This is a genomic window from Pseudoflavonifractor sp., from assembly GCF_050943825.1.
In the GTDB taxonomy this organism is placed as follows: Bacteria; Bacillota; Clostridia; order Oscillospirales; family Oscillospiraceae; genus Pseudoflavonifractor.
Genome location: NZ_JBMNPX010000001.1, coordinates 455,404 through 480,498, shown reverse-complemented (window position 1 = coordinate 480,498; position 25,095 = coordinate 455,404). Strand labels below are relative to the sequence as shown.

Below are 25,095 nucleotides of genomic sequence, written 5' to 3'. Positions count from 1 at the left end.
CTCTTCCAGAAAAAATATTATAATATGAACGAAGGAAAATGGCAAGGCCAATTCCATATGTCACCATTATAGACGGCAACAGTGAAAAACATACCGGAGAGAAGGTGAGCGGCGTGGAGATAAGAGAAATTCCCAGTGGTGTGGCGGCGCTGTGCGCCCGGCTGCAGTCGGCGGGATGGGAGGCCTACCCGGTGGGGGGCTGCGTCCGGGACCTGCTGCTGGGGCGTACCCCAGGAGATTGGGATGTGACCACCTCCGCCCGGCCGGAGGAGGTCATGGACCTTTTTGAACATACGGTGCCTACCGGAATCAAGCATGGCACCGTGACCGTGCTGACCGGGGACGGCAGGGTGGAGGTCACCACCTTCCGTGCGGAGAGCGGCTATGCCGACGGACGGCACCCGGACGCGGTGACCTTTGGCGGCGATCTGGAGGGGGACCTGTCCCGCCGGGACTTCACCATCAACGCCATGGCCCTGGGGCCGGACGGAGCGGTGATTGACCCCTTCGGCGGCCAGAAGGACTTGAAAGCCCGGCTTGTTCGCTGCGTGGGGGAGCCGGAACGCCGCTTCCGGGAGGACGCCCTGCGGATGCTGCGGGCGGCGCGGTTCTCCGCCCAGCTGGGCTTTGCCATTGAGAGCGCCACAGCGGAGGCCCTGAGAAAGAACGCCGGACTGGCCGGACGCCTGTCCGCCGAGCGAGTGCGCACCGAGCTGGAAAAGACCCTGCTTTCCCAGTGGCCGGAGCGGGGGGAGGGGCTGTTTGCCTGGGGGCTGCTGGCCGCCTTTGTGGGAGAGAATGCCCTGCCGGACCTGACCACCCTCCACCGGGTGCCCGCCGGACCGCTGGAGCGGTGGGCGGCCCTGTGTGCCCTGCTGCTGGATGAAGGGAGTATCCGCAGCGCGGAGGAGTTCCTCAAGGCCCTGCGGCTGGACGGACGCACCGTCCGGGCCTGTGCCGCCGGCGCGGAGCTGGTCAAAACCATGCCCCGGGGTACCGTGGGATGGCGCCATGCTCTGGCGGAGCACGGTGAGGACGCCTGCACGGCAGCTGCCGCCATCGGAGCCGCCATGGTGGGCGGCACCTATCTCCAGGAGCTTGCGGAGACTTTAGCGGAGGGGAGCTGCCTGACGGTCCGGGAGCTGGCCCTCTCCGGCGCGGAGCTGGCGGCCATGGGCTACCACGGCGCGGACATCGGCGCGGCCCAGCGCCGTCTGCTGGATCATGTGCTGGACCACCCGGAGGACAACCGGCCGGAGCGGCTGAGAGGATTGCTGAAAGCAGAGTGTTAGGGGGGAGTGCAGTGGAGGAAGAAATGGGTGACGTCCGACTCACTGTGGAGCGATGGCGGGCGATCATGGCGAAGGAGCTAAATCAGGCGTCCAGGTTTGAAATCCACTGCTGGGCGGAAGAGACGGGGGAGATTGCCGCCGCGCTGGCATACGGAACCCGAAAAGAGACATCCTGGCCTTATGGGACAGTGATTACCGGAGAGGTAACGGCGGCGTTTTCCGCTTTTCTGTTGAGCCTGCCCAAGCCTGCTGATACGGAGGTCTGTGACAAAGTAACACCGTTTTTCTCTGTTTTTCTTGACAATGGCTTTAGCTCTGAGCACTATGGGACAGAGCTTAACCGGTGCTGATTCCGGCAGGGAAAGAGAATAAAGGGGACGGTCCCGCTTGGGGGCCGTCCCTTTTTTGCGTGGGACAGGCAAGCAGGGCGGCGCTGCGTCATATGGATAACAGGACGAGGAGGTGGGTGCGGTGGAGAAGCGGCAGAAGCGGGAGGGGTTGTTGGAGCGTACAGCCCAGGTCCTGGACCTGCCCGGGGACGTGGTGGCCGGGCTGCCCCGTGTGGAGCTGACGGGCAGCCGGGAGCTGCGAATGGAGAACCACAAGGGGATTCTCTCCTACGGCACGGAGGAGATTCACGTCTCAGGCGGCAAGCTGATTCTGAAAATCCGGGGCAAGGGGCTGGAGCTGAAGGCCATGAACGCCAGTGAGCTGCTGATTACAGGGGAGATTGAAGGGGTGGACCTGACATAGGGCCGCTGGAGGTGGAGCATGCAGAAGGTGATCAATTTTCTCCGGGGCAGCGTGCGCCTGGAGGCGGAGGGGGCCTTTCCCGAGCGGTTTCTCAACCTGTGCGCCCAGAACGGCGTGGCCTTCTGGGCCGTGGAGTGGCTGGAGACAGGCCGGGTGGCCATTACCGTCCCCCGGCGTGACGCCAGACGGGCCCAGGCCCTGGGGGAGCGGGCCTCCTGTCAGGTCCAGCGGCAGAGGACCGGCGGCGTCCCCTTTTTCCTGGCCCGGTTCCGCAAACGGTACGCCCTGCTGACAGGATTGGTTTTTTCCCTGGCGGCTGTGTGCGTCTTGTCCCAGTTTGTGCTCAATGTGGAGGTGTCGGGCAACGAGGCTGTCACCACGGCGGAGATTCTCACCGAGTTGCGCCGCCTGGGGGTGCGCCCCGGGGTGTATGGACCGGGCATCGACCCGGCGGCCACGGCCCAGAAGCTGCTGCTGCAGCTGGACGATCTGTCCTGGTGCGCCATAAACCTGAAGGGCACCGTGGCCGAGGTGCTGGTGCGGGAGCGCATCGAGCCGCCGGAGGTGGTGGACGAGACCGAACTGGGGGATGTGGTGGCCACGGTACCCGGCATTGTGACCCAGGTGGAGGTGCTGGGCGGCGAGCCCGCTGTGGAGGAAGGGGACACGGTGGTGGAGGGACAGGTGCTCATCACCGGCAATATCCACATGGAGGGGGCGGAGTACAGCGGCATCGACCTGGGGTGGCGTCAGGTGCGTGCCCAGGGCCGGGTATACGCCCGCACCTGGCGCACCCTGGAGGCGGAAATCCCCCTGACGGCCCAGGTTAAGGTCTACACCGGGGAGGAGGAATCCTTCTGGTCCCTGAGCCTGCTGGGGTGGCGGGTCAATTTTTATGGAAACAGTGGAATTTCCTATGAGAGGTATGATAAAATAAGCGACGTATGGACCGCCCATCTGCCAGGCGGACAGGAGATGCCCCTGTCCCTGACCAGAGAGACGGTCCGGGCTTACGAGACCGCCACCGCCCAGATGGACGCCGCTGCGGCGGAGAAGCTGCTCCGGGCGCAGCTGGAGGAGGACCTTCTGGCTGCTCTGGGAGAGACGGGAGAGGTGGTCTCCATGGATTTTGCCGCCCGGGAACAGAGCGGCATGCTCATCGTCCGGCTCCAGGCCGAGTGCCGGGAGGAGATTGGACGATTTGTGCCCTACGAGGGACAGCAGGAAAATGAAACCCAGCCGGCGGAGGAACAAGGCTCTTCCGGCTGAAGCAGCGAGGAGCGTAGAAGTTTGATTGAACAGACGATAAGCATGGAGCGAATGGAGGAGGCCGTCAATATCTTCGGCTCCTTCGATGAGAATATCCGCATCATCGAGCGGGAGCTGGGCGTCACGGTGGTGAGCCGGGACGGAGAGCTGAAGGTGTCCGGTGAGGCGGAAAACGTGATGTACGGCGTCAAGGCCATTGAGGGGCTCATGTCCCTCTCCGCCCGGGGCGAGACCATCAACGAGCAGAACGTGCGCTATATCATCTCCCTGATCCGGTCGGGCAATGAGGACCGGATCGGGGACCTGGCCAGGGACGTGCTGTGCGTCACCGCCAAGGGCAAGCCCATCAAGGCCAAGACCATCGGACAGAAGAAGTACGTGGAGGCCATCAAGAAGAACCTGGTCACCCTGGGCATCGGCCCTGCGGGTACCGGTAAGACCTATCTGGCGGTGGCCGCGGCGGTGGCCGCCTTCCGGGACAAGCAGGTCAACCGCATCATCCTCACCCGCCCGGCGGTGGAGGCCGGCGAGCGGCTGGGCTTCCTGCCCGGCGACCTGCAGAGCAAGGTGGACCCTTATCTGCGGCCCCTGTACGACGCGCTCTTTGAGATGCTGGGGCCTGAGACCTATCAGAAGTATCTGGAGCGGGGCAACATCGAGGTGGCCCCTCTGGCCTACATGCGCGGCCGCACCCTGGACGACAGCTTCATCATTCTGGACGAGGCACAGAACACCTCTCGGGAGCAGATGAAGATGTTCCTGACCCGCATGGGCTTTGGATCCAAGATTGTCATCACCGGCGACGTGACCCAGATTGACCTGCCCAGCGACAAGATTTCCGGCCTGAAGGAGGCCATGCGGGTACTCAACGGCGTGGAGGATATCGCCATCTGCCGCCTGGGCCAGGCCGACGTGGTGCGCCACGTCATTGTCCAGCGGATCATCAAGGCCTACGAGGAGGACGAAAACCGCCGCAATGCCAAGCGTGCCAAGGAGAAGGAGGGGCGCTGACTATGAAGAAGATGTTCTGGGGATTGCTGTTTCTGTTCGTTGACATCAATCTGGGGCGGCTGTGTGTTGCCCCTGCCTGGGTGGGCTATCTGCTGATCTGGTCCGGCCTGGGCGAGGTGCCCGAGAGTCAGGTTTTCCAGAACATCAGGGGCCTGACTGTGGGTGCCGCCGTCTTTTACGGCCTGATGTGGCTGAAGCAGCTGTTTGCTATCTCCATCAGTGTGCCCTTCGCGGAGGCTGTGCTGACCGCTGTGGGGGTCTGCCTTCAGCTGATCATCACCTACCGTATTGTGGAGGGTGTCCGGGAGCTGGAGGCCGTCCACAACCGGGACATGAGGAGCGCCGGACTGCTGGCGGGCTGGAAGGTCATGCTGGTCGGTATCATTGCGGCCTATGCACTTATTTTCTTCGTACCCGGCCTGGCTTTGGTCGGCCTGGTGCTTACCTTTGCAGCGGCCATCTACTATGTGGTAGTGTTCTTTCAGGCCGCCCAGGCCTATGAAGAGGCGGTGAGGGGGCAGTGACACGCTTTGAATGGTTTGGCTATACAGTAGAGGTGGACGAGTCCGCCACCCGGGATTATTACGCTCAGGCGGAGGACTGGGGCTGTGAATGCGGCCACTGCCGTAATTTCGTGGCTCTGGCCCGGGAACGGAAGCTGCCGGAGGAGCTGCTGGCGATTCTGGACAGCGTGTCCATCCCGCCGGAGAAGGCCACCTATGTGTGCGAGCTCTACCACGAGGAGAATTGGCGGGAGAAAGGGCTGCTCTACGAGCTGTCCTGGCGTGTGGCGGGCACCATTCTGGACAAGCCAGCCGGAAAGGACAACGGGCAGGAGTGGGGGCCTCTGGTAGAGCTTCCGTGGGGCAGCATGATACTGGGCCACGAGACCTTTCCGGTGGAGCCGGAATTTCCACTGCCCCACTTTGACCTGGATTTTACTCTGTATCTGCCCTGGGTGCTGGAGGAGCATGTGGACAGCCCGGAGAAAAAGAAGGAGGATGCTCCGTGAACCATGAACTGATTATTGAGACTGAGGTGGAGGGCGCCGAGCCCTATGCCGACCTGCTGCGGCAGGTCATTCCCGCCGCCCTGGAGGCGGAGGGGGTGGCGGTGCCCTGGGAGGTGGACGTGCTCTTCACCGACGACGAGGGCATCCACCAGATCAACCTGGAGCAGCGGGAGGTGGACCGACCCACCGACGTGCTGTCCTTCCCCATGTTCGACCTCCAGCCCGGAGAGCATCCCACCGAGGAGGACGCCGACCCGGGTACCGGCCTGGTGCCTCTGGGAGACATGGTCATCTCTCTGGAGCGGGCCCAGGCCCAGGGGGAGGAGTACGGCCACGGCACCCGCCGTGAGGTGGCCTATCTGGCCGTCCACTCGGTGCTCCACCTGCTGGGGTACGACCACATGGACGAGGGTCCCATGAAGGCCCAGATGCGGGCACGTGAGGAGGCTATCCTGGAGCAGCTGGGGATTACCAGAGAGCAGGAGGGGTAACAATGCGGTACAGATACATCGTCGGCGGAGGTTTGTTCTCTATTGCCCTCTTTTATGCCATCCTCATGGTGCTGAGCGGCCTGGGTGCGGGAGGCGGCCTGCTCGAACTGATGTCGCTGTTTCTCCTCATGGCCCTGCCGGGCATCATCGTGGGTGCGGCCGCGGCCGAGCGGGAAAAGCAGGAGGAGGAGATCTCCGAACTGAAGAAGGAACTCTCCGCTATTCGAGCCCTGCTGGAGAAGCAGGACAAACAGTGAAATATACGGTCTGAAAAAGACCGCATATGAATAAAATTGCTCAAGAAAGTTGAGGATAACCTATGGAAATCAAAAAATCCGGCATGATCGCCATTGTGGGACGGCCCAATGTGGGCAAGTCCACCCTGACCAACGCCCTGGTGGGCGAGAAGATCGCCATCGTCACCAACAAGCCCCAGACCACCCGCAACCGCATCTGCGCCGTGCTCAACCGGGACGAGTGCCAGTTCGTGTTTATGGACACGCCGGGCCTCCACCGGGCACGGACCCGTCTGGGCGACTACATGGTGAAGGTGGTGCGGGACAGCGTGGCCGACGTGGACGCGGTCATGCTGCTGGTGGAACCCATCCCTCATGTGGGCGGACCGGAGGAGGAGCTCATCGAGCGCATCAAGGCGCTGGGCGTGCCCTCCGTGCTGGTCATCAATAAGATTGACACCGTGAAGAAGGACGAGCTGCTGGCCGTCATGCAGGCCTACGGCGAGAAGCACAGCTTCGACGCCATCCTGCCCATCTCCGCCAAGAACAGCGAGGGCCTGGAGGACCTGCTCAAGGTGCTGGGCGAGTTCCTGCCCGAGGGTCCCCAGCTCTTCCCCGAGGACATGGTCACCGACCAGCCCGAGCGGCAGGTGTGCGCCGAGATTGTCCGGGAGAAGCTGCTCCTGTGCCTGGACAAGGAGATTCCCCACGGCACCGCCGTGGAGGTCACCCGGTTCATCGAGCGGGACGACGAGGTCATCGAGATGGACGCCACCATCTACTGCGAGAAGGACTCCCACAAGGGCATCATCATCGGCAAGGGCGGCGCCATGCTCAAGAAGATCTCTACCCTGGCCCGGCAGGACATCGAGCGCTTTATGGGCACCAAGGTGTTCCTCCAGACCTGGGTAAAGGTAAAAGAGAACTGGAGAGATAACCTGAATCTGATTCAGAATTTCGGTTATCGGGACGAATAACGCCGCAAAATTTACCGTTCATAAACAAGACGCTCCGGGCCAAGCTATGGACGAGGGGGCTTGGATATGGACTGTGAGACCATGTGGCGGCTGTTTCTTGCCACCGGACTGCCCGAGGCGTACAGCCTGTACGCCCACCTGCGGGAAGAGGCGGAGCGGGCAGCGGAGAGCAAAACCGCATAACTTGCTGTTACGTTCCGGCCCGGTGAACCCGCTGTTCGCCGGGCCGGTTCGGTCCGAAAGAGAGAACATACATACTGCGTGGTGAAGCATATGCACCTGACAACCCAGGGGATTGTCCTGCGGGAGGTCAATTACAAGGAATCGGATAAAATCCTCACCGTCCTCACCCGGGACCTGGGGAAGCTGACGGTGAAGGCCCGTGCCTGCCGGCGGAAGAACAGCCCACTGGCTGCCGCGTCCCAGCTGCTGGTGTACTCGGAGCTGACTCTGTTTGAGTACCGGGACTACTGGTCCATGGACCAGGGGGACTCCCTGGAGCAGTTCTGGGGCGTGCGGCAGGACGTGGAGAAGCTGGCTCTGGGCTCCTATTTCGCTGAGGTGATGGAGACGGTGGCCGAGGAGGGAAGACCGGACCCGGCCCTTCTGTCTCTCATTCTCAACTCACTCTACGCCCTGGATAAGCTCAGCAAGCCCCTGCCCTTGGTGAAGGCGGCCTACGAGCTCAAGCTGCTGTCCCTGGTGGGCTACGAGCCCATGCTGGATGCCTGCGCGGTGTGCGGTGTACCCGACCCCGAGGAGCCCCGGCTCCACCTGCGGGAGGGCGTGCTCCACTGCGCCCGCTGCCGGGGCGGCGTGGGGGACGGGGTGTCCATGCCTCTGGACGGCCCCGCCCTGGCCGCTATGCGCCACGTGGTCATGGGCGACCCCAAGCGGCTGTTCTCATTTAAGCTGGATGTACCCTCCCAGAAAAAGATGAGCGACGTGTGCGAGGCCTTTCTTCTCACCCAGCTGGAGCGGGGCTTCGGCACTCTGGACTTCTACAAGCAGCTCTCCGCCCTTCAGCCATAAGATTCCAAATCCGCCGTACCGGAGATATCATTTCCGGGTTCGGCGGATTTTTCCTTGCTTTTTTCACGGGGCGGGGCTATAATGGCCTCTATCAGGCAGAGTAGGAGCGCGTGTGCAGCACCTCGCGAGAGGTCCAGTGCCGGCGGGACGGGGAGTTGTCCGCCGGACGAAAAGCCACAGGCTTGCAGTACGCCCTCCGCATCCCGCTGCCGCATATCAGGCGCGCCGTGGGAGACCACGGTCCTCCTCTGTGCGGCGTTCCCGCTTTTTGCGGGCTGCCGAATACAGAAGGAGGTTTTTTTATGCCCGTACTCAACAAGAACCGTACCATGTTCAAAACGCCCTTCTCCGCCGCCTACTGGCGCTGCGCTGTGGATGACTTCCGCAGTCTGCGCAGCCTGGTGTTCGCCGCGCTGATGATCGCCGCCTGCATCGTCCTCTCCAAGTTCTCCATCCCCATCTACGCGGGACTGAAAATCAGCTTCGGCTTCCTGGCCCGGTCCCTGTGCGCCCTGGTGTGCGGCCCGGTGACCGCTCTGGTGTTCGGTGCCGCCGAGGACACTCTGTCCTTCTTCCTCTCCTCCAGCGGCGACCCCTATTTCCCGGGTTATATGCTCACCACCATGCTGGGCACCTTCATCTACGCCCTGTTCCTCTACCGCGCCCGGGTGACTGTGCTGCGGATTTTCCTGGCCAAGCTGTGCACCAACATTCTCAACGTGTTCCTGGGCAGCCTGTGGAGCGCGATTCTGTACAGCAAGGGCTACATCTACTACATGACCAACAGCATGATCAAGAACACCCTGATGCTCCCCGTTCAGACCCTCATGCTGGTGGTGCTCTTCGGCGCGCTGGTGCCGGTGCTCTACCGGATGGGCGCTCTGCCCAACCAGGCCGAGCGGCGTCTGGCGCTGATCTGAATCAAAAAAGGGAGGATGCCCCGGCATCCTCCCTTTGCTTTTATCGGAATACAGTCTCGGCCCCTGTCTTGCAGCAGCCCTCGGGGGCATAGCTCCAGCGGTCCAGCCGCCCGCTGGAGGGCAGGAAGTAAGTCAGGGGCTGGGGACCCTCCGGCGGCAGCTTCTCAATGACCAGCAGCTTGATTTTCATCCGGTCGGGGAAGATGGCCTTGATGTACACCGACACCCGGTCCCCCTCGTGCAGGTCCCCTCTGGGCTCGGCCAGACCGGAGAGGTTGGGGGCAAGCTCTACAAAGATGCCGTAGTCCTTGATACCCCGCACATAGCCGGGGACGGTCATGCCGGCGGAGAAGCGTGCGGCATTTTCCTGCCAGTTGCCCAGCAGCTCACGGTGGGAGAGAATGACCCGTCCCAGTTCCGGGCAGGTCTCCAGTACCACAGCGAAAATTTCCTGGCCCACAGTGAAGCGCCGGTCCGGGTGGGGGATCCGGGAGACCGAGATGTGCTCAATGCTGATCATGGACGGCACACCGCAGCCGATGTCCACAAAGGCGCCGAAGGGCTCCAGATGGGACACGGTGGCGGGGAGGACCATACCGGGTTCCAGGGTGTCCATCAGATGCTCCAGCGCCATGGCCTGGGCGGCCCGGCGGGAGAGACGGGGGCGAAGCAGACCTTCTTCCTGTTCCACCGCCTCAACTGTAAAGGAAACAGGCTTCCCGACACGGGAGAGAATGGCGATTTCCCTTGTGCGGCCCTCGGCGATACCCAGCGCCGCCTCCTCCCGCGGAATGTAGCCTGTAAAGGGACCTAACGATACAGTCAGGTTGTGCCCGGCGTCGCAGAGGACGGCCTTTCCCTCCAGCACCCGCCGTCCCTCCATGGCCCGGATAAGCCCCGCCTTTGTGGCGCAGAGGGCCCGATTCTCCTCAGTGTGCAGCAGCCGCCCTTCAGGCGGAAACAGAGTTGTCAATTTCACCAAATCCTTTCGGCCGCAGCGGAGATTTTTCCCGATAGGCCACTATATGCGGTTTGGCTCTGCGAATTGACAGAGAAAGGGAAAGAAACTTATAATATAGAAATACAGTCAATTCTATTTCAGCCGGCCGGGGCTGGACAGGAGGAATTTCCATGGATGTACGGGTGGGCGACGTACTGGAGCTGAAAAAGGAGCACCCCTGCGGCAGCAAGCACTGGCAGGTGCTGCGGGTGGGAATGGACTTCAAGCTGCGCTGTCAGGGCTGCGGCCATGAGCTGATGATTCCCCGCAGCAAGGCGGAGAAAAATATCAGAAAGATTCTGCGTACCGGGGAGGAAGAGACATGAAGGAACTGTGGAGCCAACGGATTCAGGACCTGGTGCCCTATACGCCGGGTGAGCAGCCCAGGGACCGGAAGTTTATCAAGCTGAACACCAATGAGAACCCCTATCCCCCCTCCGCCATGGTGACGGAGGCCATCCGGCAGGAGGCGGGCAGCCCGCTGCGGCTCTACCCCGATCCGGAGTGTACTGCCCTGCGGGAGACCATTGCCTCTTACCACGGCCTGACCCCGGACCGGATTTTCGTGGGCAACGGCTCCGACGAGGTGCTGGCCATGTGCTTCTACGCCTTCTTCTCTCCGGGGAAGGCCATTGTGTTCCCTGACATTACATACAGTTTCTACCCCGTCTACGCCCAGCTCTTCGGCCTGGACTACCGGGAGATTCCCCTGGATGAGAACTTCGGCGTGCCGGTGGAGCAGTTCCTGGGCAATAACGGCGGCGTGGTGATTGCCAATCCCAACGCCCCCACCGGCCGTGATCTGCCCCTCCACGCCATCCGGAAGATTGCCGACGCCAACCCGGAGGCGGTGGTGATGGTGGACGAGGCCTATGTGGACTTCGGCGCTCACTCGGCGGTGGCGCTGCTGGATATCTGCCCCAACCTGGTGGTGGTACGCACCCTGTCCAAGTCCCGGTCCCTGGCCGGACTGCGGGTGGGCTACGCCATGGGCAGCGCCGACCTGATTGCCGCCATCAACTGCGTGAAAAACTCCTTCAACTCCTACACCGTGGACCGGCTGGCGCAGGCTGGCGCGATGGCGGCCATCCAGGACGACGACTATTTCCGCTGTGTGGTGGCCAAGGTGAGCAACACCCGGGAGGTCACCGCCTGCCGCCTGAAGCAGATGGGCTTCCGGGTCTACGACTCGGCCGCCAATTTCCTCTTCATCTCCCATGAGCACGCCCCTGCCAAGGCACTGCTGGACGGCCTGCGTGAGCAGGGCATTCTGGTGCGCTGGTGGGACAAGCCCCGCATCTCCAACTGTCTGCGGGTGTCCATCGGCACGGACGAGGAGATGGAGACCTTCTGCCAGGTTATGGAGGAGCTGCTCAAGCAGTTCCCCAGGAACTGAACAGAAGGGGAAATTTTCCCTCCGGCCTTTCCAAAGACGGAAAAAGGCGATATAATGGAGAAAATCCAATATTGCAGAAACGGAGGGATTCCTATGACGGAAAATGTGGTAAAGGTACTCAAGGCCAATGCGTGGAGCGTGGCCACCTGCGCTGATGTGCCCAATGTGGTACCGGTGGGCTTCAAGGACGTCACGGAGGAGGGCCTGCTGGTGGTGGGCGACGTGATGATGGACACCACGGTGAAAAACGTGCTGGCCAACGGAAAAATCGCCGTCTCCGCCTATGACCCCAAGACCTCGGAGGGGTATCAGGTCAAAGGAACCGCCGTCTACCAGACCGAGGGGCCGGTGGTGGACGCCTTCCGGGAGAAGGCCATGGCGGTGTTCCACGGCGCCATGACCGTCAAGGGCGCGCTGGTCATCACCCCGGAGAAGGTCATTGTCACTACGCCCGGGCCGGACAACAAGAAGGAGCTGTAAGGCATCCGGCGCGGGAAACGAAAAAGCAGAAACGGGAGCGGCCCGGGCATTTGCCCGGGCCGCTCCCGTTTTCAATTCTGTCCGCATCAGGGCGGTCAGTCGTCAGCCAGGATGATTTTTCCGTTCTCCACCCGCTCCACGCGGGCCAGTGCCTCCACCCGGAGACCCATGCGGCGCAAAACCTTGCCGCCGTCCTGCATGGCCTTCTCAATGGCCACCGCCACACCGGCCACCTCGGCCCTGGCCTTGGAGACAATCTCCGCCAGACCCAGAATGGCCTGGCCGTTGGCCAGAATATCATCCACCAGCAGCACCCGGTCGTCCTCCTCCAGATAGCGGCGGGAAACCCGCAGGGTGTAGGACTTCTCAAGTGAGAAGGAGTGGGTTTCGGCGGAGTAGACGTCGGGATCGATATAGCCGGTCTGAAACTTCTTTGCGTAAATTACCGGCACATCCAGCGCCCGGCCCACAAAGCAGGCGACCGCAATGCCTGAGCTCTCGGCAGTGAGCACCTTGGTGATCTTCTCGCCCCGGAAGCGCTTGGCCAGGGCATTGCCCACATGCTCAATCAGATCCATGTCCATGCAGTGGTTGAGGAACATATCCACCCGGATGATGCTGCCCTCTCCGACTTCAGCGTCGTTGAGGAGCCGGCGTTTCAGAACGTCCATGTTCTTTCCTTTCCATGCGCCCGTTCTCCCCGGGCGGCGTTCAGACAGTTTTATACAGCTGTCGGGCAGCTGCTGTAACAGATATTATTTATTATAGACGAAAGCGAAGAAAACTGCAAGAGCGTAGGTGGAGGAAGGAGGGCGCATACCCTCCGAAATGCGAAATTTTTGAAATATCAGACGCCGTTCCCTGCAAGAAGGGGAGGCTTTGCGGCGCGGCGGCCGCCGGGGCGGAACAACCGGGCCCATCTGCGCTATCCCGGTGGACAGGCGGAAAAACCGGGGAAAGAGGTGGGAAAGGTTAAGGTGGAGGTTATGATAGGGAAAATGCAAGTTGATTTCCTGCTTGTCGCAATTTTGCATATTGACAAAGCGCTTGTTTCACGGTAAAGTAATTCATATACGCGTCGCGTGCCCGGTGGGCCGGGCGGGAGAAAGTGAGGAGCGCTTAATGAACGTTTTGTTTGAGAAATTCACACTTCCGCAGGAGCTGCAGAATATCATCTACAACAGCCCCAGCGTTATCATTCCGGAGAGCAAGGAAGTGCTGTTTGAGCTGATTTTCGGCAACAAGCACACGGACAAGATTGAGGTGCTCTACGAGGTCAACGGCAAAAATGTGAAGGAAGCGGATGTGGTGCGCTGCAGAAATGGCGCCGCCGTCAACTTTGCCGAGGACTACATGCGCCGCCGCGACCCGGACAGCATGCGCATTGCAGACGACGGTCCCACCGACAAGCCCCGCTTTGCCGACGTCTATGGCTATGATTTTTCCGAGCTGCGGGAGGAGACCTTCCAGTGGCTCACCCGGCAGGAGCTGATTCTGGTGCCCTTCAAGGCGGGCGGCTATCAGTACGGGTATGACTCCATCCTGGTCTGCCCCCGGAACGCCGCCTTCTTTGCCTTTACCCTGTCCCAGCTCCAGGCCTTTGTGGACATGAAGACTGTGGAGCATTTCAAGCCCCGGGCCGTGGTGTATGTGGCGCCGCCCTTCCGGCACACCCACTTCAAGGGTAAGCAGGTGGTGGTCCACCGCCGCCAGCCCGATCTCCATGAGATCTTCTCCTATAACCTGTATCCCGGCCCTTCCGCCAAGAAGGGCATTTACAGCGTCCTGCTGGACATCGGCGAGCAGGAGGGCTGGGTCACCGCCCACGCCAGTGCCGCCCGTATCATCACCCCCTATGAGAATGAGATGGTCATGATGCACGAGGGCGCCTCCGGCGGCGGCAAGAGCGAGCTGCTTCAGGATGTGCAGCGCGGCTCCGACGGCCGTGTGCTGCTGGGCGTGAGCACCATCACCGGCGACGAGCGGTACATCAGCATGAGCGATACCTGTACCATCGAGCCCGTTACCGACGACATGGCTATCTGCCATCCCTCCTTCCAGAAGAGCAACGGCAAGCTGGCCGTGGCCGACGGCGAGGACGGCTGGTTCGTCCGTGTGGACGGCATCACCAAGTACGGCAGCGACCCCCTCTATGAAAACATCTCCATCCACAGCAAGGAGCCCCTGGTGTTCTTCAACATCGACGGCGTGCCCCGTGCCACCTGCCTGCTGTGGGAGCACACCCTGGACTCCAACGGCAAGACCTGCCCCAATCCCCGGGTCATCATCCCCCGCCGGATGATTCCCAACGTTGTCTGGTCCCCCGTGGAGGTGGATGTGCGCTCCTTCGGCGTGCGTATGCCTCCCTGCACCGCCAAGAAGCCTACCTACGGCATTATGGGCCTGATGCACATCATCCCGCCCGCTCTGGCATGGCTGTGGCGCCTGGTGGCGCCCCGGGGCTTCAACAACCCCAGCATCGCCGCCAGCGGCTCCGGACTGGCCAGCGAGGGCGTGGGCTCCTACTGGCCCTTTGCCACCGGCCTGCGGGTCAAGCAGGCCAACCTGCTGCTGGAGCAGATCCTGGCCTGCACTGCCACCCGTTACGTCCTCATCCCCAACCAGCACATCGGTATCTATAAGGTGGGCTTTGCCGCCGAGTGGATTGCCCGTGAGTACCTGGCCCGCCGCGGCGGCGTGAACATGAAGATGGACCGCCTGGTGGCTGCCCGCTGCCCTCTCCTGGGCTATGATCTGAAGGAGATGAAGGTGGACGGCCAGCGGATCTCCAGCAAGTTCCTCCGTCCTGAGACCCAGGAGCTGCTGGGTGAGGAGGCCTACGACAAGGGCGCTGAGATCCTCTACAAGTTCTTTGAGAAGGAACTGGCTGTCTACGACGTGGAGGAGCTCCATCCGGTGGGCAAGCAGATTCTGGAGTGCTTCAAGAAGCGGGGCTCCATCGAGGACTACTGCAAGATCATTCCCCTGGGTCTGGAGTAATAAAGCATAGACATGGCGAGAAATACCGCCTGTTATGTTGGAGAATGAAGTATAAGTGCGGGAAAAAGGGAACCATTTCGGTTCCCTTTTTCCCATAGAAGGACGGTATGCGAGGGCATTGTGCCTTGAGGGAAAGCTATTGGCAGAGGCCGGAACGCTTGATTTTCCCCAAGCTGAGTGGTATAGTTTTTTAAAATACTCTGAATCTGAAGAAGACGGGCACAGGTGGAAGGAGGAGCGTTCATGCCGGATTCCAGCCTTACCAAGCGGGCACTGGCCAAGACAATGAAGAAATTGATGGCCCAATATCCTTTCGCCAAAATCAGCGTGGGGGAGATCTGCGAGGCCTGCGGCATGAGCCGCAAGAGCTTCTACTATCATTTCCGCGACAAGTACGATCTGGTCAACTGGATTTTTGACACAGAATTTATTGAGGTCATCCAGAAGGGCGGGTATAAGAACGGTTTTGGAATTTTGGGCGGAATGTGCCGGTATTTTTATGAGGAACAGGGCTTTTACCGGGCTGCTCTGGCGGTGGAGGGGCAGAACTCCTTTCGGGATCATTTCACTGAGGTGATTACGCCGGTGATGTACTCCATTGCCCAGGAACTGTTTTCCAACCGGGAGGACGAGGAGTTTTTCTCTGTGTTCTTCAGCGACGCGGTGCTGGCCTCCATCATCCGCTGGCTCACCAAAGGTACACCTATGCCCGCGGAGGAGTATGTAGCCCGGCTGAAAAATCTGGCACAGGGACTCAGCCGCCTGGACCCGAAAAGCAGAGAAGAAAACTAAAATAAAAACAGCGGCCTGCCGGAGAAATCCTGTCCGGCAGGCCGCTTTATTATGCCCGGGGAAAATTATTGCGGAAGAAATCGGCGAGGGACTGCTGCGGGGACAAGACAGGCAGAGATTCTTTACAGCCGTCCGTGTATGCAGCAGCCTGTCCGTCCGGAAAAAGCTCCAGGTATCGGGGACTTTCAGAGATAATACCGTCCACCAGCAGAATGTCCTGATAGTAGTCCAGCAGCATAAGCGGCTGCTTCTGGCCGCTCCTGGCTGTCTCCACATAGGTGTGGAGACGGGAGATAACGGCGTCGGGACAGCACTCCTCCGGCAGGCAGAACGCCATGGAGCCGCCGTGGCCCAGCAGGGACTGAACCCAGGCGCCGGAGAGCACTCTGTCGGCGCAGTCTGTGCTGTCGCAGCGGATAAAGTAGCCGAAAAAGCGGCGGGCTTTCCGCAGCAGAGCGGCGGCTGCCTGCCAATCCTCACAGCCCGTGTCCAGCAGTATCAGCAGGTTGGGAAGTGAAGAGAGCCTGTCCATCCAGGACTCCACCAGTCCGGGGGAGAGAAAGAGAGGAAAGGCGCACTCAGGTGCCTGCCGGGCCAAATCCAATGCGATTTCTATGGCGTGGTCTGAGGCACCGCAGTGAAGAAAGTAGGTGTAAATCCCCAGGCCTCTCCCTTCGTCCAGCAGCCGGAAATAATTGGCGCGCTGGGAAGGCTCCGCCTCCTCCAGCCGGAAGGTGACGGACCAAGGAATATCGTACCCCTCACAGGATTCCACAGACCGGATCTGCCTGGCACCAACCGTCCAGCTCTGCCAGCCCACGTTGATACCAAAGGTCCGCAGGCCTGTCCGGTCGGTATGCCGGACGGTGTCCTGGACCAGGTCGTAATAAGGACTTCCCCCATTCTCCAGCATCTGCTGAATAATACCGATATAACGCTTTTGAAAGGGACCCTTGGCGAACATCTGCCCCATATCCACCAGCTTGCGCAGGCTGCGCTGAGGGTCCTCGCCGATATCCCGGATGGCGCGGTCCACAATGGTATCCAGAATGGTTCTGGTAACTGCTTCGCGCTTCAACTGAAGTGCCTCCCTTTAGTGCGGCCTGAGTAAAGACCGCACATGCGTATCATATTATTATTTTTATCATAATACCGATGCCATCCCGTGAGAAGGGACAAAACCATACAAATGTCCCAAATTGACCCGGTCCGGAGTTTTCCGTGTTCTGTCACTGGCGGGCGGGAGCAGACGATGGTATAATAGCCGCAAAGCGGCTATTATACTTTGTGTTTAGCCGTTTTTCTCGCCCCTTGCGGGGCAACCGAAAAACCTGGCAATATACCATTCCAGCTTTGCCGTCATAGTATCATCATCTCTGCAAGCCCAGACGAGAGGAGAGAGGGACATATGCTGAATTTGCTGCTGGGCCGCTCGGGGAGCGGAAAAACCACGGCCATGCTCCGGCGCATCGGGGAGAGCGGAGGCGTCCGGCCCCAGGTGCTGGTGGTGCCGGAGCAGCACTCCCACGACATGGAGCGCCGCCTGTGCGCCATCGGGGGGAACCGGGTGTCCCGGTACGCCGAGGTGCTCTCCTTTACCCGCATGGCGGGCCGTGTGTTCACCGTCACCGGCGGACTGGCCGCCCCCACCCTGGACACGGGCGGACGGCTGCTGCTGATGTACGCCGCCCTCCAGGCGGTGGCGGGAGAGCTGAAGGTGTACGGCCGTCCCTCCCGGAAGCCGGAGTTTCTCTCCGGCCTCATCGCCACGGTGGACGAGCTGAAGAGCTGCTGTGTCACGCCCAAGCACCTGTGGACGGCGGGGGAGGAGGCCGACGGCCCCGAGGGGGACAAGCTGCTGGACCTGTCCCTCATCTACGGAGCCTACGAGGCCCTCACAGCACGCCGTGCTGCCGACCCCCGGGACCGGGTGACCCGTCTGGCCGAGGGACTGGAGAAGAGCGGCTGGGCAAAGGGGATGGACGTGTACCTGGACGGGTTCACCGACTTCACACCCCAGGAGACCCTGGTCATCAAGGCGCTGCTCAAGCAGGCCAATTCGGTGACGGTGGCCCTGACCTGCGACAGTCTGGACGACCAGCGGGACAGCGCGGGTATCTTCGCGCCCGCCCGCCGCACGGCCCGCAGCCTGCTGCGTCTGGCCCGTGAGAACGGCGTCCCCGCCCGGACGGAGGTGCAGGAGGAACGGGCCAAGGAAGGCCCGGAGGAGCTGGCCTTTCTGGAGGCACATCTCTTTGACGCACCCGAGACACCCTGGGCGGGCAAGCCGGTCCATATCTCCCTCTTCAAGGCGGGCAGCCCCTACGCCGAGGTGGAGTACACCGCCGGGGAGATCCTCCGGCTGGTGCGGGAGGAGGGCTACCGGTTCCGGGATATCGCCGTCACCGCCCGCAGCATGGAGGGGTACGGCGAGCTCATCGAGACCATCTTTGCCCGGTACGGCGTGCCTGTATTCCTGGCCAAAATGAGCGACATCCTCCAAAAGCCCATCCTGGCCCTCATCACCTCCGCTCTGGCTGCGGTGGCGGGAGATTATCAGTACGACGACCTGTTCCGCTACCTCAAGACTGGTCTCACCGGCATCTCTGAGGAGGACCGGGACCTGCTGGAGAACTACGCTCTCAAGTGGGACCTGCGGGGGAGCCGCTGGACCCAGAAGGGGGACTGGACCATGCACCCCAAGGGGTACGGCCTGCCCGTCAGGCCGGAGGACGAGGTCCTGCTGGCACGGCTCAACGCCGTCCGGCGGCAGGTCATCGCGCCCCTGGAGGAGCTGCGGAAGAACCCGGACCACACCGGCCTGGGCCACACCAAGGCCCTGTACGCCTTCCTGGAGCGCATCGGCCTGCCCGAGCGGCTGGAGGAGCGGACCGCCGCCCTCCAGGAGCGGGGAGAGCCCGCTCTGGCCCAGGAGTACAGCCAGCTGTGGGACATCCTGTGCAACGCCCTGGAGCAATGCGCCCAGATTGTGGGGGACACCCCCATGGAGGGCGACGAGTTTGCCCGGCTCTTCTCCCTGGTGCTCTCCCAGTACGACGTGGGCGCCATCCCCGTGTCCCTGGACCGGGTCACCGCCGGCGAGATGCCCCGTCTGGCCCACAAGCACTGCAGGGCGGTGTTCCTCCTGGGGGCGGACGACGGGGCCATCCCCCAGGCCGCCCCGTCCCCCGGACTGCTCAACGACGACGACCGCTCCCTGCTGGCCTCCTACGGCCTGGAGCTGGCCCCCACCCTCACCGAAAAGCTGAACCGTGAGCTGACCATCGTCTACGAGACCTGCGCCTTGGCGGGAGAGCGGCTGTCGGTGAGCTGGGCGGCCATGGGCAGCGGCGGGGAGGAGCAGCGGCCCGCCTTCCTGACTCCCCGGCTGCGGGGGCTGTTTCCGGCCCTGCGCCCGGTCACAGAGGCGGAACTGGACGGAGCCTTCCGGCTGTCCGCCCCACGGCCCGCGCTGGAGCTGGCGGGGCGGTACCCGGAGGCGGCGCAGGCTCTGCGGGCCATGCCGGAGTACGCCCCCCTGGTGGAGCGGATGGAGCAGGCCGCCGGGCTCACCCGGGGCAAATTGTCCCGTGTCGCCGTGGACGCCCTCTACGGCAGCCGGGTGCCCATGTCGGCCTCCCGGATGGACAAGTACAAGTCCTGTCACTTCTCCTACTTCATGCAGTACGGCCTGAAGGCGGAGCCCCGGAAGAAGGCGGGCTTCCAGGCGCCTGAGTACGGCACCTTTGTCCACTACGTGCTGGAGCACGTGTTCCAGAGCGAGGAGTGGCGGGATGAGAATGGGGGCGTGGACGGTGACAAGCTGGACGCCCTCACCGATGAGATTGTGGAGCGCTATATCAAAGAGGAACTGGGCGGCCTGGCCGAGGAGACGCCCCGGTTCCGCTACCTGTTTCAGCGGCTGCTCAAGCCGGTGCGGGCGGTGGTGCGCAACGTGGCCGAGGAGCTGTCCGCCTCCGACTTCAAGCCCATCGCCTTTGAGCTGGGCTTCGGCTCGGGGAAGGATCTGCCCCCGGTGGAGCTGGAGGTAGACGGCGTCACCATCAGCATCTCCGGTTTTGTGGACCGGGTGGACGGCTGGGTGAAGGACGGCCGCCTGAACCTGCGGGTGGTGGACTACAAGACCGGCCGCAAATCCTTTGACCTGACCGACGTGTGGAACGGCATGGGCCTTCAGATGCTGCTCTACCTCTTCACTCTCCAGAAGGAGGGCAAGGACCTGTTCGGCGGACATGAGATAGACCCGGCGGGGGTGCTCTACCTGCCTGCCCGGGATGCGGTCATCGCCGGCAGCCGCACCATGACCGAGGCGGCCCGCCGTCAGGCGGTGGACAAGGAGCTGCGCCGCCGTGGTCTGGTGCTGGACGACCCGGAGGTGCTGGAGGCCATGGAGCACCCCGGCCCGGAGGGCATCCGCTTCCTGCCGGTGAAGGTGTCCTCCCGTACGGGGGCTATCACCGGCGACGCCCTGGTGTCCGCCGAGCGGCTGGGCCGTCTGGAGCGGCACATCCAGCGGGTGCTCCGGGACATCGGCGGTGAAATTGCCGCCGGAAACATCGCCGCCGACCCCTTCTGGAAGGGGCCGGAGAAAAACGCCTGCCAATACTGCGACTACGCCGTTGCCTGCCACTTTGAGGAGGGCAGAGGCTCCGACCGCCGCCGCTGGCTGCCCACGGTGAGTGCCGGGGAGTTCTGGGCCAGAGTGGAGGAGCAGGAGGGCGGCGGACAGACGGACAACAAGTAAGAGGGGGAATTGTTATGGCCTTTCAGCTGACAGAGCAGCAGGCCGCCGTGGTGAACAACCGGGGCGGAGCCTTGCTGGTGTCCGCCGCCGCCGGCTCGGGCAAGACAAGAGTGCTGGTGGAGCGGCTGCTGGGCCGGGTGGAGCACGAGGGCCTGGATATCGACCGCTTCCTGGTCATCACCTACACCAAAGCCGCCGCCGCCGAGCTGCGCTCCCGCATTGTGGAGGAGCTGTCCCAGCGGCTGGCCCGGAACCCCACCGACCGCCACCTCCGCCGCCAGCAGACTCTGGTCTACAAGGCTCAGATTTCCACCGTCCACGCTTTCTGCGCCCAGCTCCTCCGGGAGTGCGGCCACATGCTGGACGTGAACCCGGATTTCCGCCTGTGCGACGAGGGGGAGGCGGGGGTGCTCATGCTGCGCGCCCTGGACGAGGTGATGGACCGACAGTATGAGGACATCACCCCGGACAGCGACTTTGCCAAATTGGTGGACACCATGTCCGCCGGACGGGACGACAGCCGCCTGATGCAGATTGTGCTGGACATCCGGGGCCGGGTCCAGAGCCACCCGGACCCGGCTGCCTGGCTGGACCAGCAGGGGGCGGCCTTCTCCCTGGAGGGCGTGACCGACGCGGGGGAGACCCCCTGGGGCAAGCTGCTGCTGGAGGACGCCGCCGCTCAGGCGCGGTACTGGCTGAGCCGCATGGCGGGCGCCCTGGAGGACTGCGCCTGTGACCCCAATCTGGACGCCAACTACGCCCCCACCATCTCGGCCACCATGGCCGGGCTCCAGGCCTTCCTGGACGGGGCGGCCCAGGGGTGGGACGCCGCTGCCGCCGCCCTGCCCATCCCATTCCCCCCGGCGGGGCGGAAGAAGATGACCGAGTGCCCTGAGGCGGCGGAGCGGGTCAAGTCGGTGCGGAACCGCTGCAAGAAGCGGCTGGAAAAGCTGGCCGAGGGTTTCTCCGACGACAGCGCCGGACTGCTCTCCGACATGGCGGCGGTGTACCCCGCTGTCCGGGGGCTGTTTGCCCTGGTGAAGGACTTTGAGGCGGCCTATGCCGCCGAGAAGGAGCGCCGGGGCGTGCTGGACTTCTCCGACCTGGAGCACATGGCGGTGCGCCTGCTGGTGGGAGAGGACGGCAGCCCCACACCTCTGGCAAAGCAGTGGTCGGCCCGGTACGACGAGATTATGGTGGACGAGTACCAGGACACCAACGCCGTCCAGAATGCCATCTTCTCCGCCATCTCCCAGGATGGCAAAAATCTGTTCATGGTGGGCGACGTGAAGCAGTCCATCTACCGCTTCCGCCTGGCTGACCCCACCATATTTCTGGAAAAGTATCGCACCTTTACGCCTTATGAGACAGCGGAGGAGGGAGAGCCGAGACGGATTATCCTGTCCAAAAACTTCCGCTCCCGGGCCCAGGTGCTGGAGGGGGCAAACTTCATCTTCCGGGGCATCATGTCCCGCTCCTTTGGCGAGATGGACTACACCGCCGACGAGGCCCTCTACCCGGGCGCTTCCTACCCGGATGGGGCGGACTACGCCGTGGAGCTGGACGCCCTGGACCTGTCCGCCAGCGGTGGGGATGACGACGGGGAGGAGAAGAGCGAAAAGACGCCCCGTGACCTGCTGGAGGCCCGGTTCCTGGCCAAGCGCATCAAGGAGCTGAAGGACGGCGGCTTCCCTGTGTCCGACGGCGAGGGGGGCACCCGTCCTGCCGGGTACGGCGACATGGTCATCCTGGTCCGCTCTCCCAACTCGGTGCTCCACCACTACGCCCGTGCCTTGGGCGAGCGGGACATCCCCTGGGAGGCAGATGCGGGCGGCGACTACTTTGAGACCACCGAGGTGTCGGTGGCCCTGTCCCTGCTCCAGATTGTGGACAACCCCCGGCAGGATGTGCCCCTGATTTCGGTGCTTCGCTCCCCGGTGTACGGCTTCACGGCGGACCGGCTGGCGGTACTGCGTGCCGCCTCGCCGGACACGGACTTCTATGCCGCCTTGGTGAAGGGGGCGGAGGAGGGCGGAGCGGACTGCGCCGCCTTCCTGGCCGAGCTGGAGGACCTGCGTTTCCGGTCCGGTGACCGGAACAGCCACCAGCTTTTGTGGCAGATTTACGACCGCACCAACCTGCTGGGCATCTTCGGCGCCATGGACGAGGGGGAGAAGCGGCAGGGGAACCTGCTGGCCCTGTGCGAGCTGGCCCGGCAGTTTGAGGCCGCCGGACACAAGGGCCTCTTCGGCTTCCTCACCTACCTGACCCGCCTGCGGGACAACGGCGGCAAGCTGGCCGCGCCCCAGGCGGCCCGGGAGGGGGGCGGCGTGCGCATTCTCTCCATCCACAAGTCCAAGGGCCTGGAGTTCCCCATCGTTCTGCTGGCGGGGCTTACCCGGCGGCTCAACCGGGACGACATGCAGCGGCCCATCCTCTTCCACCCCCAGTTGGGCGTGGGCCCCAAGCGGCTGGACACCGAGCGGATGATTGAGTATCCCACCCTGGCCCGGCGTGCGGTAGCCCGACAGCTGGAGTATGAGATGATGGCCGAGGAGCTGCGTCTGCTCTACGTGGCCATGACCCGGGCAAAGGAGAAGCTGATTCTCTCCTGCGCCCTCACCCGGGGGGCGGCTGACCTGCGGAAGCTGGCCGAGGACGCCGAGTACCCCGCCGATCCCCAGGTGCTCTCCGGCTGTCAGTCGGTGGGCCAGTGGGTGCTGCTGCCGGTGCTCACCAGGCCGGACGCTGTGGCCATCCGGCGGGCGGCTGACTACCCGCTGCCCATTGCGGCGGCGGAGCTGGGGCCGGACTGGGACATCCGCTGGGTGGACGGCAGCGACCTGCTCCAGCCGCCGGAGCGGAAGGCCGCTGTTCTGCCCGAGGATGTTGAGGAAAAGTCGGTGGGGGATTTGACCGGCGTGCTCACCTGGCGGTACCCCTACGCCGGAGACGTGGAGATTCCCTCCAAGCTGACCGCCACCCAGCTCAAGGGTCGGGAGCTGGACCGGGAGGCCGCCCAGGAGTCCGGGGCGGAGTTCCCGCTGCCCCAGGGTGAGCCGGAGGAACCGGCCGCCGTCCCCGCTGGCAAGCGGAGCACCCTGCGCCGTCCCCGGTTTGCAGAAGAGGAGTTCGGCCTCACCCCGGCCCAGAAGGGCACCGCCCTCCACCTGGTCATGCAGTACATCGACTTCGAGCGGGCGGGCACGGAGGAGCAGGTGAAGGAAGAGATTGCCCGTCTGGTGGCGGGAGCCTACATCACCCCCGAGCAGGGGGAGGCGGTGAACCCGGCCAAAATCGCCGCCTTCTTCCGGTCCCCGCTGGGGCGGGAGATGATGGAGTCGGTGTCTCTGCGGCGTGAGTTCAAGTTCTCCATTCTGGTGCCCGCCGCCGACTACTGTCCCGGCGCCGGGGAAGGGGAGCAGGTGCTGCTCCAGGGCGTGGTGGACTGCTGCTTTGAGACGTTGGAGGGCATCACGGTGGTGGACTTCAAGACCGACCGGGTGACCCGCCGCACTGTTCAGGAGCGGGCGGAGGAATACCGTCCCCAGCTGACGGCGTACAGCCGCGCCCTGGAGGAGATGACCGGCAAACGGGTGGTCCGCCGGGCTCTGTGGTTCTTCGCCCTGGACCAGGCGGTAGAGGTATGATCGTGCACCTTCTGTCCCTGGAAAAAAGAAATGATAAATTTGAAAAAAATAGTTGCATTTTCTGAAGAAGAGTGCTATGATATCAAATGCGTTGTGAGGACGTGTGTCCTTGCGCCTATCCTCCGAAGAGAAAGAGGTGAACCAGCATGAAGGAAGGCATCCATCCCAACTATCAGCAGACTACCATCAAGTGCGCCTGCGGCAACGTGATTGAGACCGGCTCCACGAAGCAGGACATCCGCGTCGAAGTCTGCTCCAAGTGCCACCCCTTTTTCACCGGCAAGCAGAAGATGGTGGATACTGGCGGACGTGTCAGCCGCTTCAACAAGAAGTTCGGCCTGGACAAGTAAGCTGGATTTGGTCAAAGAGCCCGTACCGGTACCGGTACGGGCTTTTTTGTATCCTGACCGGATATTTGTAGACAGCGGGCATGGTTCCGCATAGAATAAAAGCGCATGATAAATAACAGGAGGGAACCGCATGTTTAAGAAGATTGACCCCAAGACCCTGGACAAGAACGTGTTCTCCATGATCCATGACCAGTGGATGCTCATCACCGCCGGTACGCCCGAGCGCTGCAACACCATGACCGCCAGCTGGGGCGGCCTGGGGATTCTCTGGAACAAGTGCGTGGCCACCTGTTACATCCGGCCCCAGCGGTACACCAAGGAGTTTGTGGACCGGGAGGAGTACTTCACCCTGGCCTTCTTCGGCGAGGAGTATCGCAAGGCGCTGGCCCTGTGCGGCAGCAAGAGCGGCCGTGAGGTGGACAAGGTGGCCGAGTGCGGCTTCACCGTGGCCGCCGGCGAGGGCAGCGCCCCCTATTTTGAGCAGGCTGAGCTGGTGCTGGTGTGCCGGAAGCTGTTCCGCCAGGCCATGGACGAGAGCTGCTTCCTGGACAAGAGCCTGATTGAGAAGAACTACCCCGGCGGGGATTTCCACGTCACCTATGTGGGTGAGATCGTGGAGTGCCTGGTGCGGGAATAAGAGAAAAACGCCGGACTGACGTTCCGGCGGCG

24 protein-coding genes and 1 riboswitch are annotated in these 25,095 nt (G+C 62.7%); of the genes, 21 read left to right on the top strand and 3 right to left on the bottom strand.

Features of this window, described 5'->3' with window-relative positions:
• The first annotated feature begins 113 nt into the window (after nucleotides 1-113).
• The 12 genes from ACOX7T_RS02200 to ACOX7T_RS02145 all read left to right on the top strand — a co-directional run bounded on the left by ACOX7T_RS02200 (nucleotide 114) and on the right by ACOX7T_RS02145 (nucleotide 8,993).
• Nucleotides 114-1,292: a CCA tRNA nucleotidyltransferase gene (locus ACOX7T_RS02200; RefSeq protein WP_433439467.1), complete on the top strand. Its 1,179-nt coding sequence runs from the start codon at nucleotides 114-116 to the stop codon at nucleotides 1,290-1,292.
• An 11-nt stretch (nucleotides 1,293-1,303) separates the two neighbouring features.
• Nucleotides 1,304-1,642, top strand: a complete 339-nt coding sequence (locus ACOX7T_RS02195) for a hypothetical protein (protein ID WP_294549528.1) — start codon at nucleotides 1,304-1,306, stop codon at nucleotides 1,640-1,642.
• A 121-nt stretch (nucleotides 1,643-1,763) separates the two neighbouring features.
• Entirely contained in the window at nucleotides 1,764-2,045 is a 282-nt protein-coding gene (locus ACOX7T_RS02190) for a YabP/YqfC family sporulation protein (RefSeq protein ID WP_294549531.1), read from the top strand.
• Nucleotides 2,046-2,063: 18 nt separating this feature from the next.
• Nucleotides 2,064-3,314: a sporulation protein YqfD gene (locus tag ACOX7T_RS02185; RefSeq protein ID WP_433439464.1), complete on the top strand. Its 1,251-nt coding sequence runs from the start codon at nucleotides 2,064-2,066 to the stop codon at nucleotides 3,312-3,314.
• A gap of 42 nt (nucleotides 3,315-3,356) precedes the next feature.
• Entirely contained in the window at nucleotides 3,357-4,325 is a 969-nt protein-coding gene (locus ACOX7T_RS02180; RefSeq protein ID WP_433439581.1) for a PhoH family protein, read from the top strand.
• Nucleotides 4,326-4,327: 2 nt separating this feature from the next.
• The gene (locus tag ACOX7T_RS02175) at nucleotides 4,328-4,849 is read left to right on the top strand and encodes a hypothetical protein (RefSeq protein ID WP_433439462.1); all 522 of its coding nucleotides are present in this window, start codon (nucleotides 4,328-4,330) and stop codon (nucleotides 4,847-4,849) included.
• Entirely contained in the window at nucleotides 4,846-5,337 is a 492-nt protein-coding gene (locus tag ACOX7T_RS02170) for a hypothetical protein (protein WP_433439460.1), read from the top strand. Before ACOX7T_RS02175 ends, ACOX7T_RS02170 begins: the two co-directional genes overlap by 4 nt.
• Nucleotides 5,334-5,828: an rRNA maturation RNase YbeY gene (gene ybeY, locus ACOX7T_RS02165; protein WP_006572869.1), complete on the top strand. Its 495-nt coding sequence runs from the start codon at nucleotides 5,334-5,336 to the stop codon at nucleotides 5,826-5,828. The genes ACOX7T_RS02170 and ybeY overlap by 4 nt, the downstream gene beginning before the upstream one ends.
• Nucleotides 5,829-5,830: 2 nt before the next feature.
• Nucleotides 5,831-6,085, top strand: coding sequence for a hypothetical protein (locus tag ACOX7T_RS02160; RefSeq protein ID WP_433439457.1), 255 nt, complete (start codon nucleotides 5,831-5,833; stop codon nucleotides 6,083-6,085).
• 62 nt (nucleotides 6,086-6,147) lie between these two features.
• On the top strand, nucleotides 6,148-7,041 hold the full coding sequence (gene era / locus ACOX7T_RS02155) for a GTPase Era (protein ID WP_148318710.1): 894 nt from the start codon (nucleotides 6,148-6,150) through the stop codon (nucleotides 7,039-7,041).
• A gap of 273 nt (nucleotides 7,042-7,314) precedes the next feature.
• Nucleotides 7,315-8,073 carry a DNA repair protein RecO gene (gene recO, locus ACOX7T_RS02150; RefSeq protein ID WP_433439455.1) on the top strand — a complete coding sequence of 253 codons (759 nt, stop codon included), beginning with the start codon at nucleotides 7,315-7,317 and terminating at the stop codon, nucleotides 8,071-8,073.
• A 94-nt stretch (nucleotides 8,074-8,167) separates the two neighbouring features.
• A riboswitch (THF riboswitch) is annotated at nucleotides 8,168-8,284 on the top strand.
• A 91-nt stretch (nucleotides 8,285-8,375) separates the two neighbouring features.
• Nucleotides 8,376-8,993: a folate family ECF transporter S component gene (locus ACOX7T_RS02145; protein WP_433439453.1), complete on the top strand. Its 618-nt coding sequence runs from the start codon at nucleotides 8,376-8,378 to the stop codon at nucleotides 8,991-8,993.
• 40 nt (nucleotides 8,994-9,033) lie between these two features.
• On the opposite strand, the gene ACOX7T_RS02140 is transcribed toward ACOX7T_RS02145, so the two are convergent.
• Complete coding sequence (locus tag ACOX7T_RS02140) at nucleotides 9,034-9,975, bottom strand: S1 RNA-binding domain-containing protein (protein WP_433439451.1); 942 nt, start codon at nucleotides 9,973-9,975, stop codon at nucleotides 9,034-9,036.
• A gap of 149 nt (nucleotides 9,976-10,124) precedes the next feature.
• On the opposite strand from ACOX7T_RS02140, the gene ACOX7T_RS02135 reads away from it, so the two are divergent.
• The 3 genes from ACOX7T_RS02135 (at nucleotide 10,125) to ACOX7T_RS02125 (ending at nucleotide 11,869) form a co-directional block, all read left to right on the top strand.
• Nucleotides 10,125-10,319, top strand: coding sequence for a DUF951 domain-containing protein (locus ACOX7T_RS02135; protein WP_433439449.1), 195 nt, complete (start codon nucleotides 10,125-10,127; stop codon nucleotides 10,317-10,319).
• Nucleotides 10,316-11,389 (top strand): histidinol-phosphate transaminase, encoded by a 1,074-nt coding sequence (hisC, locus tag ACOX7T_RS02130; RefSeq protein WP_433439447.1) that lies wholly within the window; start codon nucleotides 10,316-10,318, stop codon nucleotides 11,387-11,389. The genes ACOX7T_RS02135 and hisC overlap by 4 nt, the downstream gene beginning before the upstream one ends.
• A gap of 93 nt (nucleotides 11,390-11,482) precedes the next feature.
• Nucleotides 11,483-11,869 (top strand): pyridoxamine 5'-phosphate oxidase family protein, encoded by a 387-nt coding sequence (locus tag ACOX7T_RS02125; RefSeq protein ID WP_433439445.1) that lies wholly within the window; start codon nucleotides 11,483-11,485, stop codon nucleotides 11,867-11,869.
• Between the two features lie 95 nt (nucleotides 11,870-11,964).
• Here ACOX7T_RS02125 and ACOX7T_RS02120 read toward each other — a convergent pair whose 3' ends face one another.
• The gene (locus tag ACOX7T_RS02120; protein ID WP_433439443.1) at nucleotides 11,965-12,540 is read right to left on the bottom strand and encodes a xanthine phosphoribosyltransferase; all 576 of its coding nucleotides are present in this window, start codon (nucleotides 12,538-12,540) and stop codon (nucleotides 11,965-11,967) included.
• 451 nt (nucleotides 12,541-12,991) lie between these two features.
• Here ACOX7T_RS02120 and ACOX7T_RS02115 point away from each other — a divergent pair, with 451 nt between their 5' ends.
• Entirely contained in the window at nucleotides 12,992-14,869 is a 1,878-nt protein-coding gene (locus ACOX7T_RS02115; RefSeq protein WP_433439441.1) for a DUF4914 family protein, read from the top strand.
• Between the two features lie 243 nt (nucleotides 14,870-15,112).
• Complete coding sequence (locus ACOX7T_RS02110) at nucleotides 15,113-15,661, top strand: TetR/AcrR family transcriptional regulator C-terminal domain-containing protein (protein ID WP_433439439.1); 549 nt, start codon at nucleotides 15,113-15,115, stop codon at nucleotides 15,659-15,661.
• Between the two features lie 49 nt (nucleotides 15,662-15,710).
• On the opposite strand, the gene ACOX7T_RS02105 is transcribed toward ACOX7T_RS02110, so the two are convergent.
• Nucleotides 15,711-16,739 (bottom strand): hypothetical protein, encoded by a 1,029-nt coding sequence (locus tag ACOX7T_RS02105; RefSeq protein ID WP_433439437.1) that lies wholly within the window; start codon nucleotides 16,737-16,739, stop codon nucleotides 15,711-15,713.
• A gap of 330 nt (nucleotides 16,740-17,069) precedes the next feature.
• On the opposite strand from ACOX7T_RS02105, the gene ACOX7T_RS02100 reads away from it, so the two are divergent.
• From ACOX7T_RS02100 to ACOX7T_RS02085, 4 genes are all read left to right on the top strand, one after another.
• Complete coding sequence (locus ACOX7T_RS02100) at nucleotides 17,070-20,426, top strand: PD-(D/E)XK nuclease family protein (RefSeq protein WP_433439435.1); 3,357 nt, start codon at nucleotides 17,070-17,072, stop codon at nucleotides 20,424-20,426.
• A gap of 14 nt (nucleotides 20,427-20,440) precedes the next feature.
• A complete protein-coding gene (gene addA / locus ACOX7T_RS02095; RefSeq protein WP_433439432.1) occupies nucleotides 20,441-24,076 on the top strand; it encodes a helicase-exonuclease AddAB subunit AddA in 3,636 nt (1,211 codons plus the stop codon).
• A 146-nt stretch (nucleotides 24,077-24,222) separates the two neighbouring features.
• Complete coding sequence (rpmE, locus tag ACOX7T_RS02090) at nucleotides 24,223-24,426, top strand: 50S ribosomal protein L31 (protein WP_006572889.1); 204 nt, start codon at nucleotides 24,223-24,225, stop codon at nucleotides 24,424-24,426.
• A gap of 130 nt (nucleotides 24,427-24,556) precedes the next feature.
• Nucleotides 24,557-25,063: a flavin reductase family protein gene (locus ACOX7T_RS02085; RefSeq protein WP_433439429.1), complete on the top strand. Its 507-nt coding sequence runs from the start codon at nucleotides 24,557-24,559 to the stop codon at nucleotides 25,061-25,063.
• Nucleotides 25,064-25,095: the final 32 nt, after the last annotated feature.

Bases quoted from the DNA above. Each gene is read 5' to 3' on its own strand.
- hisC (WP_433439447.1), top strand. From the start codon at position 10,316: ATGAAGGAACTGTGGAGCCAACGGATTCAGGACCTGGTGCCCTATACG.
- ACOX7T_RS02100 (WP_433439435.1), top strand. From the start codon at position 17,070: ATGCTGAATTTGCTGCTGGGCCGCTCGGGGAGCGGAAAAACCACGGCC.
- ACOX7T_RS02120 (WP_433439443.1), bottom strand. From the start codon at position 12,540: ATGGACGTTCTGAAACGCCGGCTCCTCAACGACGCTGAAGTCGGAGAG.
- era (WP_148318710.1), top strand. From the start codon at position 6,148: ATGGAAATCAAAAAATCCGGCATGATCGCCATTGTGGGACGGCCCAAT.
- recO (WP_433439455.1), top strand. From the start codon at position 7,315: ATGCACCTGACAACCCAGGGGATTGTCCTGCGGGAGGTCAATTACAAG.
- ACOX7T_RS02085 (WP_433439429.1), top strand. From the start codon at position 24,557: ATGTTTAAGAAGATTGACCCCAAGACCCTGGACAAGAACGTGTTCTCC.
- ACOX7T_RS02180 (WP_433439581.1), top strand. From the start codon at position 3,357: ATGGAGCGAATGGAGGAGGCCGTCAATATCTTCGGCTCCTTCGATGAG.
- addA (WP_433439432.1), top strand. From the start codon at position 20,441: ATGGCCTTTCAGCTGACAGAGCAGCAGGCCGCCGTGGTGAACAACCGG.
- ACOX7T_RS02145 (WP_433439453.1), top strand. From the start codon at position 8,376: ATGCCCGTACTCAACAAGAACCGTACCATGTTCAAAACGCCCTTCTCC.
- ACOX7T_RS02185 (WP_433439464.1), top strand. From the start codon at position 2,064: ATGCAGAAGGTGATCAATTTTCTCCGGGGCAGCGTGCGCCTGGAGGCG.
- ACOX7T_RS02125 (WP_433439445.1), top strand. From the start codon at position 11,483: ATGACGGAAAATGTGGTAAAGGTACTCAAGGCCAATGCGTGGAGCGTG.
- ACOX7T_RS02160 (WP_433439457.1), top strand. From the start codon at position 5,831: ATGCGGTACAGATACATCGTCGGCGGAGGTTTGTTCTCTATTGCCCTC.
- ACOX7T_RS02135 (WP_433439449.1), top strand. From the start codon at position 10,125: ATGGATGTACGGGTGGGCGACGTACTGGAGCTGAAAAAGGAGCACCCC.
- ACOX7T_RS02175 (WP_433439462.1), top strand. From the start codon at position 4,328: ATGAAGAAGATGTTCTGGGGATTGCTGTTTCTGTTCGTTGACATCAAT.
- ACOX7T_RS02110 (WP_433439439.1), top strand. From the start codon at position 15,113: ATGCCGGATTCCAGCCTTACCAAGCGGGCACTGGCCAAGACAATGAAG.
- ACOX7T_RS02115 (WP_433439441.1), top strand. From the start codon at position 12,992: ATGAACGTTTTGTTTGAGAAATTCACACTTCCGCAGGAGCTGCAGAAT.
- rpmE (WP_006572889.1), top strand. From the start codon at position 24,223: ATGAAGGAAGGCATCCATCCCAACTATCAGCAGACTACCATCAAGTGC.